Here is a 10,430-nt window from a genome sequence, read left to right as displayed (position 1 = left end):
ATTCTTGTTCTTCTCTTCTCGTTTAACGCGCTTGGCGTGTTTCTCGAAGCGGGTGCAAAAGTACAACTTCTTTTTAATATCGCAAGAATTTTTTAAAGTTTTTTGAAGATTTTTTTCTCTTCTCAACTACTAAAAATCCTTACCAATCTCTCAAATAACTTAAACCTTTTGCGGGGTGCAAATGTAAAACGTAAATTAATTTCTCGCAAGATTTTTTGAACTTTTTTTTAAAAAACTTTCGTCTCTTTTAAATTCGTTTTTCTTACCAGTCTTTAAGTGAACGTCTGCATTGTTGCGGGTGCAAAAGTAGCTACTTCATACCGTTATCCAATACTTTTTAATCAACTATTTTTAATCCATTTTTTAATCAATTGAAAATAAGAAACTTATTTTTATCCGTTTTTAGTGTTTGTAAGATTTTAGAATTTATTTTGAGACAAGTTGAAAGTTGTATCGCAGAGATTCACAAAGAAAACACGGAGACTCAAGAAGGTTTTTTTATAGATACAATACAGTTTTAACCGCAAAAACCCTAGCCCTGATAGAAGTGGAAATCCTTTTATGCCGGGGTTCGGCATAAAAGATTGAAACGGATAGCAGGAAAGAGCTCCATAAAATCACTCTTATATATATGTATCAAATAAACTTAATAAAAAAACCCATCTCGTTTGGAACGAAATGGGTTCTATAGTTTAAAAAACAAATTCTGTTTCTCTATAATTATTTAGTAGAAAACTTGAAAGCTGTTTTTGTTTTATACGTTTCTCCTGGATTTAAAACCGTTGTTGGAAAATCTTTTTGGTTTGGAGAATCTGGATAATGCTGTGTTTCTAAACAAAGTCCAGTTCTATGAGCATAGGTTTTTCCATCTCTAGTAGGCAAAGTACCGTCTAAGAAATTACCCGTATAGAATTGGATTGCTGGTTCATCAGTAAACACTTCCATTACCCTTCCGCTAGTTGGCTCATAAACTGAAGCCGCAAAACGGAATCCTTTGTCCTGATTATTCAACACCCAGCAGTGATCGTATCCTTTTCCTCTTTTCAACTGCTCGTTTGCCGTTTCAATCTCTTTACCAATTGCTTTTGGTTTTCTGAAATCAAACGGTGTATTAGCAACATCATCTAATTTACCTGTTGGAATAAGCGTTTCATCAACCGGAACTAATTTATCAGCGTCAATGGTTACTACATTATCCAAAATAGTTTTTGTAAAATCTCCTGAAAGGTTGAAATAAGAGTGTTGTGTCAAATTCACCACCGTTTTCTTATCAGTAGTTGCTTCGTAAAGTACTTCCAAAGTATTATCAGCTGTTAAAGTATAAGTTACAAAAACCGTTAGATTTCCAGGAAACCCTTCTTCCATATCTTTACTAACATATTTTAATTTTAAAGTAGCATTTTCTCCGCCTTTAACTTCTTCGGCAGTCCAAACTGCTTTGTGAAATCCCATTGGTCCTCCATGCAAACTATTTGGTCCGTCATTAGCAGCTAATTTATATTCTACACCATCCAAAGAAAATTTAGCTTTACCAATACGGTTTCCGAATCGACCAATTAAAGCTCCGAAAAACGGATTGTCTTTGGTGTATTGATCAAAATTATTAAATCCAAGTACTACATCTTCTGAAACTCCTGCTTTATTAGGTACTTTTAAAGAAATGATAATTCCTCCATAAGTCATAATATCTACTTCCATTCCTTTTTGATTTTTCAACTTGTAGCTGTCAATCTTTTCTCCTTTGGTAGTAGTTCCGTATTCTGATTTTTCGATAGTAACACTGTCTTTTTGAGTAACATTTTGTTCCTGATTTTCTTTCTTATCCCCTTTGCACTGAACAGAAAGTCCTGCTGTAGTAATAACAGCCAATCCAAGAACACAACTTTTTAATAAATTCATAATTTTTTATTTTTATTGGTTAATAGAAAAATCATAAAGCCAAAAGCTAACTTAACTTCTGACTTTATGACTTGGTAAATTTATTATTTAAAAAATATTACAATCCTGTTTGAAATAAATGGTAATAAGCTTCATTAGCATTCAAAGTATCTTTGAAATTACGAATTCTAGTATCGTTATCAATAACCACTAATTCAATTCCTGCGATATCAGCGAAATCTTCCATAAATTCAGTAGTAACCGCCTGGCTGTACACTGTATGGTGCGCACCACCTGCAAGAATCCAAGCCGTAGCAGCGATATCTAAATTAGGTTTACAATCCCAAAGTACACGTGCAACTGGTAATTTTGGTAAATCAGCCATAGGTTTAACAGCAGTTACTTCGTTAACAATTAAACGGAAACGAGTTCCCATATCTACTAATGATACATTGATTGCATCTCCAGCAGGTGAATTAAACACCAAACGAACTGGATCTTCTTTTCCACCAATTCCTAATGGATGAATTTCGCAAGAAGGTTTTCCATCTGTAATAGAAGGACAAATTTCTAACATGTGAGAACCTAGAACATAAGATTTCTCAGGTGTAAAGTGGTATGTATAATCTTCCATGAAAGAAGTTCCTCCTTCAAGACCGATGTTCATTACTTTCATAACACGAACCATAGCCGCTGTTTTCCAGTCACCTTCTCCACCAAAACCGTAACCATCAGCCATTAAACGCTGCGTTGCAATTCCTGGTAATTGTTTTAATTCTCCTAAGTTTTCAAAAGTATCAGTAAAAGCACCAAAACCACCTTCTTCCAAGAATGCTCTCAAACCTAGTTCGATTTTAGCAGCATCTAATAATGATTGTCTTTGCTCTCCTCCTTTTTGCAATTTTGGAGCTAAATTATATGATTCTTCATAAACTGCTACTAAAGCATCCACTTGCGCATCAGTAACTAATTTCATTTTATTAACGATATCAGAAGAGTCGTATCCGTTTACAGACATACCAAAACGAATTTGAGCCTCTACTTTATCTCCACAAGTAACAGCCACTTCACGCATGTTGTCTCCAAAACGCGCTACTTTTAGGTTTTGCATTTCGTCCCAGCCTAAAGCTACTCTGGACCAGTTTCCTAATTTAGTTTGTACTCTTTTGTCTTCCCAGTGTCCAACAACCACTTTACGTTTTTTACGCATTCTAGACATGATGTACCCAAACTCTCTGTCTCCGTGAGCTGATTGATTCAAGTTCATGAAATCCATATCGATAGAAGCCCATGGAATTTCAGCATTGTATTGTGTATGTAAGTGACATAATGGTTTTTTAAGAATGCTTAAACCATTGATCCACATTTTAGCTGGAGAAAAAGTATGCATCCAAGCGATAATACCAATACAATTTTTGTTGGTATTCGCTTCCAAACAAATATCAGTAATTTCACTAGGTGACTTTGCTACTGATTTGTAAATTACTTTTACAGGAACAGAAGAAGAAGCATCAATTCCTTTTGCAATTTCTTGAGAATGTATTGCAACCTGCTTTAAAGTCTCTTCACCATATAAATTTTGGCTTCCTACTACGAACCAAATTTCTTTTTTAGAAATATCTATCATTATTTTGTGTTTAATTGTTTAACTGTTTAATTGTTTAATCGATTGTCTGTTTATTCGTTTAACCGTTTAAACAATTAACCGATTAATCGGGCTATTGACCGTAATACGAATCTTTTCCGTGCTTACGATCATAGTGTTTTTTAATCAAAGAATCTTTTAATCTTGGAGCTGCTGGGTTAATTTGTAAAGTCAAATAAGCCATTTCAGCACAAACCTCTAACACTTTAGAGTTATAAACTGCCTTAGCTGCATTTTTTCCCCAAGCAAATGGACCGTGATTTCCTAATAAGACCATTTCTACTTCTTCGTAAGAAAGGTTTTTTTCTTTGAAACAATCTAAAATCTGGATTCCAGTATTGTGCTCGTAGTTTCCTTCAATAAGTGCATCTGCCATTGGCGGAGCACATGGAATATCTTTAGTCAAATGATCGGCGTGTGTTGTTCCAAAAATTGGAATATCTCTTTGAGCTTGTGCCCAAGCTACTGAATAAGTAGCATGAGTATGCGCGACTCCTCCAATATTTGGCCAGTTTTTGTACAAATAAGCGTGCGTTTTTGTATCTGATGACGGACGCATACTGCCTTCGATAATGTTGTTGTCGAAATCCACAATCACAATATCTTCTGGTTTCAATTCTTCGTAAGCCACGCCACTAGGTTTGATGGCGAAAACACCATTTTCCCTGTCCACAGCACTTACATTTCCAAAAGTATAAACTACTAATTTCAAAGCGTTCAATTGCATATTAGCTTCGTAGCATTCTTGTTTTAAAGCGGTATATTTTGACATTTTAGATTTTTATTTGGTGATACTTTCTACAAATTGAGCTAATTCAGAATACGAATCCATCAATTCCTGATATTTTTCTATTTTATCTGACTGAGGGAAATATTCGCTTTCAAAATCACTTCCCATTTTTTTAGCAGCTTCAATTACATTTGGATAAATTCCAGCAGCAACTGCAGCATAAATAGCAGCTCCTAAAGCTGGTGCCTGATCAGAAGCACAAACTTTAATTGGCTTGTTCAACACATTGGCTAAAGTTTGCATGATAAATGGTGATTTTCTAGCAACACCACCAATTCCGATTACGGTATCAATACGAACTCCTTCTTCTTCAAAACGGTCAACAATTTTCTTAGAACCAAAACAAATCGAATTGATTAAAGCTTTGAAAATATGTGGTGCTTTTGTTCCTAATGACAAATTAGTCATGGCACTTTTTAAACCTTGATTAGCATCTGGAGTTCTACGACCATTTACCCAGTCCAAAGCAGTTGGAATACTTTCTGATAACGGAATTGCCTCAGCCTGCTCTGTTAGAGTTTTGATAAAATTAGATTCTACTTCTTCTTTTAATTGTGCTTTTTGCTCATCAGATAAAATAGTTGAGTTGTAAACCAAATTATCCAATGGCCAGGAAAGCGTATCTTTAAACCAAGCCAAAACATCTCCAAAAGCAGATTGTCCCGCTTCAAGACCAATGTAACCTGGAATAACTGAACCATCTACTTGTCCGCAAATACCTTTAACGGTTTTGCTTCCTACGTTTTCTTTAGCAGAAACAATAATATCACAAGTTGAAGTTCCCATTACACGAACTAAAGCATACTCGTCAATTTTAGCACCAACAGCTCCTGAATGTGCATCAAAAGTTCCAACAGCAATAATAGTATCGGTAGTCAAACCTAATTTTGTTGCCCATTCCTGATTTAAAGTTCCGGCAACAATATCTGAAGTATAAGTCTCGTCGTATAATTTTCCTCTTAGCTGAGCCAGGTATGGATGTAATTTACCTAAGAATTCCTCTGGTGGTAATCCATTCCAGTCTTCGTGCCACATTGCTTTGTGTCCTGCTGCACAACGGCTTCTTTTGAATGTTTTTAAATCTTTATTGTCAATTAACAAATAAGTCATTAAATCACAGTGCTCTAACCAAGTATAAGCTGCATTTCTAACGGCTTCATCCTCGCGAGCAATGTGTAATATTTTTGCCCAAAACCACTCCGAAGAATAAATTCCTCCTTCGTATTTTGTGAAATTTTCTCCACCCCAAGTAGCGGCAAGTTCATTAATTTCATTAGCTTCATTAATCGCTGTATGGTCTTTCCACAAAACCATCATAGCATTTGGATTTTCAGCAAATTCAGCTGTCAAAGCTAGCGGAGTTCCATCTTCGGCAACAGGAACAGGAGAAGAACCTGTTGTATCAATACAGATACTTTTTATCAACGAAGGATCTACCTTGCTTGATATAACAATATTTTTAATTGTTGATTCCAATCCTTCAATATGATCCAAAGGATGCTGACGGAATTGATTGATTGACGGATTGCAATATTGCTTGTTTTTCCATCTCTTGTAATGGCAAACATCTGAGGCTAATTCTTGCCCATTTTCGGTATCAATTAATACGGCACGAACTGAATCCGATCCGTAATCTAAACCTATTACATAATTTTTCATCTTCACTATTTAAAATATGGCTACAAATATAGCATAAAATTATATGAAGTGTAACACTTACACTTCATATAATTTTATTAAATTTTGATTTATTTAGTTATAAAAATATTTCTCAAAAAAGATCTTTATTTCATCTTCAATTTTAAGATCACTAAAGAATAAGCTGGCAGAATTACTGCCGCTTTTTTTCCACTTAATTTATATTCTTTTTCAGTAGGAACAATTTTAGTTGGCTCCTCCAATGTATTGTATTCTTCTAAATTTTGATTCGTTAACAGAATCATCTTTCCTTTAGATTCAACCCCTTTTCCTGATAAATTAACTTCAATATCCTGAGCTTTTCCAGAAGTATTCACTAGCTTTAAAATCAGTTCTTTTTTATCTACATCTTTTGCTGCAGTTGCATACAATTCATTTTGTCCCGTTAAGGCTTTTCCATCCTTTGTAATTGCTAAAACATCAGTTCCTTTATTATTCGAAAACAACTTTTGAACGTAATAATTAGCCGTACCATAAGAGTTCAAATTATCAAACCAAATCATATCCGGAGCCCATTGAAAAGCATCTACGTGAGCCATTAAAGGCGCATAAGAAGTCAAATGAACTATATCAGCATTACGTTCTAAACCAGTCATAAATGCTGATTCTGAAAGTGCAGATAACCAGTTATTCTCTTTCAAACCGTCTTCTACTCCTTTTGGATGAGCTGCATATTCTCCAGCAAAAATCTTTGGTCCTTTTCTATCATAATTATCGTATCGCGCTGCATTTTCTTTAAACCATTCTGGATTTTTATAATAATGTTCATCAACAATTTCTGCATTTAACTTTTTAAGTTCTTCCCATCCGTAATCAAACATTGCTCCATCAGGCGAAGGTCCTGAACCAGAAACAATTGTCATCGTTGGATATTTCTCTTTAATCGCTTTTGCAAACACCTTATATCTTTCAATATATTGTGGTCCCCATTGTTCGTTTCCAACTCCAATAAACTTAAGATTAAACGGCGTTGGATGCCCCATATCCGATCTTAATTTTCCCCATTTGGTACTAACAGCACCATTTGCAAATTCTATCAAATCCAAAGCGTCCTGAACATAAGGATCTAATTCTTCCATTGGAACTAATTCTCCTGTGTTGTACTGACAAGCAATTCCACAGCTTAAAATGGGCAACGGCTCTGCTCCTAAATCTTCTGAAAGTTGGAAATACTCATAAAATCCTAAACCAAAAGACTGGAAATAATCTGGTGCTTGTTTATGTTTGAACTCCACATTCCATCTGTTAATCATCGTCTCTCTGTCTTCAACAGCACCAACGGTTTTTTTCCATTGGTATCTATTTTCTAAAGTTCTTCCTTCAACAATACAACCTCCAGGAAAACGAACAAATCCAGGTTTCAAATCATATAACAATTGAACTATATCTTTACGTAAACCATTCTTTCTGTTATTCCATGTTTCTTGTGGAAATAGCGAAATCATATCTAAATCGATTGTTCCTGTACCTTCAAAAGTAATTTTCAATTGTGCTTTTGCTTCAGTTGCAGTAGCTACAATTTGTGTCGAATAGTCTTTCCAATTAGTCGATGATGGAATAATAGTTGTTTCTCCCAAAACCTTTTTGTCTCCATCAATAAATTGAATAATTATTTTTTTAATGGCGTTGCTGTGATTTGCGGCTTTTAACGAAAGGTTATATTTTGCCTCTTTCTTAATCCCCATCCCTCTAAATCCTTCATTGATAATTTGGTATCCTTTATCATTATGGATGATAATTCTACAAAAATCAGGATTATTTGGATTTTCCGAAGTACGCATTGGAGTCGCCATCCCCGATTCCTTATTCAAAGAATGTACATTACTATTGGGTTGCGACCATCCCATAAGTGGCGTATCAAACCCAAATGTTCTGTTCTTAACCATTTCTGCATACAAACCTCCATCGGCAGCAAAATTGATATCTTCAAAAAAGACACCATACATTGTTGGTTGGATTTTAGTAATTGATTTGGTTAAATCTACTTCTAAATTCGTTTTTTGGGCTGTTGCCAAAAAACTACTCAGTAAAAAACCGCAAACGGTACTTTTGGTTATTAAATTCAATTTCATATTTTAATTTTTCTTTTTATTTGTCAGTAAAAGGTAGAAGTATCCAATAAATTTTCAGTTGGCCACATCAATAGCCCTTTGTCCCAAGTTCTTTTGACAAGTTTTTATTTTACACTTTTAATTAAATTCGAATATTGGTTTACCGTTCTCATCAAATTTTAATTTCATCATTCTCGCATGCCGATTAGGATCATATAACGGATCTGCAATAATTTCTTTCAACGGTCTTTTATCTGTCGCTGGCACTACTTTTGGATCACCAACCGCTTTTTCGTAATCCCTTGCATGATATATTACTAAAGGTTCTCCGTTTTCATCAACTGTGAAGGAGTTATGTCCTGGACCATAAATTTTTTTCGCTTCATTGGTTTTTAATACTGGATATCTAGATTTTTTCCAGGAATTTCTATCTAGTAAATCAGCATTTTCGTCTGCTTCCATCATGCCCATACTGTAACATGCACCTGTAGCACTTGCCGAAAAAGTAATGTAAACTTTTCCTTTGCTTTTAATAACTGCCGGACCTTCATTCACCCAAAAGCCTATGCGTTCCCAATCATAATCGGGAGTCGTTAGCATAAATTGAACTGTTTTTAGTTTTACAGGTGATTCCATTTCGGCTAAATACAAATTAGATGCCGCGAACTGTCCTCCCGTTTTTTCTGCCCAACAGAAATAGCGTTTATTTTTATGCTCAAATACAGTACCGTCCAGAGAAAAATCGGTAAAGCTTTTTGGGTCTGCATCGGCTGCTTGCATTTGTCCAAGCTCAACCCACTTGTCATGTAAAGGATCTTGACCTGTACACTCCAAAACATAAGGTCTTAATTTCCAAATATCCTCTTCCTCACTTGCTGCAAAATACACATACCATTTTCCATCCAAATAATGAATTTCCGGTGCCCAAACATGACGACTCATTGGTCCACTTTTATGTTTTTCCCATACTTTAAAAGTTTCAGCATTTTGAAGTTCATCAATAGATTTTGCTCGTCTTAACTCAATTGCGTCATAAGTTGGTACCGATCCTGTAAAATAGTAATATCCATCTGTATGCTTGTAGATAAACGGATCTGCTCTTTGTAATACAATAGGTTTATTTGTCAAAGTTGTTTTTGTACTAGTAGTCACTTCTTCTTTAGGCTTATCTTTTTGTGCTTTTTTATCGGTACAGGAAGCGACACATACCAAAATAACGGCTGAAAATGCTACGCTTTTTAATCTGTTTGTTTGCATGTTATACTTAAATTAAATTAATTTGAAAGGTGGTTTTTGATGCGTTTGTCACAAACTATTCTCAATATTTGAGCTCCATCAGCAAGATTGTCCTCTGGCAGTACATTGGAATAAACCAAATTATTAAGTCAATGTTGAATACTTATAGACTTGGCCACAAATCAGCATCCCATTTTAATTCTTTAACTACTAAAACAGGTTTTCCTTTTTGTTTTGCATCATAACCATGATAAAACAAATAATCTACACCATCAAAAGTATAAGCACTATTATGGCCTACGCCAAAATAATCCTCATTACCTTTTACTACAATGCTTCCGCCACCTTGACTTAGTAAATTACCTTCTTTATCTTTATAAGGTCCTGTAACATCTTTTGATCTTCCAACGGCTACTTTATAGGTACTTTCTTTTCCTTTACAACATAAATCCCAGGAAGTAAACAAATAATAATATCCGTTTTTCTTGAAAATAAATGGTGCTTCAATAGCTGAACTTCCTTCAGAAAGTAGTGTATTTCTACGTTTGGCAATAGTATGCCATTCCTGAGGTTTTGCAATAGACATTAAATCAGGGTTTAATTTAACCAATTTTATTCCATCCCAAAATGAACCAAATGACAACCAAGGCGTATTATTTTCGTCAATAATTACATTAGGATCAATGGCGTTCCATTCGTCTCTATTTGGCGAAGATTCAATCACAATTCCCTGATCTTTCCACTGATATTTTTTGTCTTCCGGATTTAAAGTAACATTAGTAGTCACTCCAATTGCCGAAGTATTTTTACCAAAAGCTGAAACGGAATAATACAAATAATACACGTTGTTATGAAAAATAATATCGGGAGCCCAAATATGATTGTCAAAATTTGGCACAACTGATTCGGTCCAAACGGGTTTTTCTTTGAAAACAGCTGGTTCTGCTTTCCAATTTTTCAAGTCCTTAGAACTATACGTTTTAATTCCTTTTCCTGTACAAAATAGATAATACGTATCTTTTTCTTTGATAACTACAGGATCATGGACCGAAATAGTTTGTGCATTTGATTCGAAAACAATCAAAAACAGTAACATTACTAGCCTAAACTTGGTTTTAAAAAATAGCATCTT

7 protein-coding genes are annotated in these 10,430 nt (G+C 34.8%); all 7 read right to left on the bottom strand.

Going from position 1 to position 10,430, the window contains the following annotated elements; all coding sequences use genetic code 11:
- Positions 1 to 720 precede the first annotated feature (720 nt).
- The 7 genes from AAGV33_RS07150 to AAGV33_RS07120 all read right to left on the bottom strand — a co-directional run bounded on the left by AAGV33_RS07150 (position 721) and on the right by AAGV33_RS07120 (position 10,427).
- A complete protein-coding gene (locus tag AAGV33_RS07150) occupies positions 721 to 1,899 on the bottom strand; it encodes an aldose epimerase family protein (RefSeq protein ID WP_373391282.1) in 1,179 nt (392 codons plus the stop codon).
- A 97-nt stretch (positions 1,900 to 1,996) separates the two neighbouring features.
- Positions 1,997 to 3,505, bottom strand: coding sequence for an L-arabinose isomerase (araA, locus tag AAGV33_RS07145; RefSeq protein ID WP_373391281.1), 1,509 nt, complete (start codon positions 3,503 to 3,505; stop codon positions 1,997 to 1,999).
- Between the two features lie 91 nt (positions 3,506 to 3,596).
- The gene (locus tag AAGV33_RS07140) at positions 3,597 to 4,295 is read right to left on the bottom strand and encodes an L-ribulose-5-phosphate 4-epimerase (protein WP_373391280.1); all 699 of its coding nucleotides are present in this window, start codon (positions 4,293 to 4,295) and stop codon (positions 3,597 to 3,599) included.
- Between the two features lie 9 nt (positions 4,296 to 4,304).
- The gene (locus AAGV33_RS07135) at positions 4,305 to 5,972 is read right to left on the bottom strand and encodes a ribulokinase (RefSeq protein WP_373391279.1); all 1,668 of its coding nucleotides are present in this window, start codon (positions 5,970 to 5,972) and stop codon (positions 4,305 to 4,307) included.
- Between the two features lie 125 nt (positions 5,973 to 6,097).
- The gene (locus AAGV33_RS07130; protein ID WP_373391278.1) at positions 6,098 to 8,083 is read right to left on the bottom strand and encodes an alpha-L-arabinofuranosidase C-terminal domain-containing protein; all 1,986 of its coding nucleotides are present in this window, start codon (positions 8,081 to 8,083) and stop codon (positions 6,098 to 6,100) included.
- Between the two features lie 117 nt (positions 8,084 to 8,200).
- Positions 8,201 to 9,319, bottom strand: coding sequence for a family 43 glycosylhydrolase (locus AAGV33_RS07125; RefSeq protein WP_373391277.1), 1,119 nt, complete (start codon positions 9,317 to 9,319; stop codon positions 8,201 to 8,203).
- 142 nt (positions 9,320 to 9,461) lie between these two features.
- Positions 9,462 to 10,427, bottom strand: a complete 966-nt coding sequence (locus AAGV33_RS07120; protein WP_373391276.1) for an arabinan endo-1,5-alpha-L-arabinosidase — start codon at positions 10,425 to 10,427, stop codon at positions 9,462 to 9,464.
- Positions 10,428 to 10,430: the final 3 nt, after the last annotated feature.

This window comes from Flavobacterium magnesitis, assembly GCF_041729735.1.
Lineage (GTDB): Bacteria > Bacteroidota > Bacteroidia > Flavobacteriales > Flavobacteriaceae > Flavobacterium > Flavobacterium magnesitis.
Note: the sequence above shows the minus strand (reverse complement) of the source record. Positions and strands in the feature narration are given on the sequence as shown.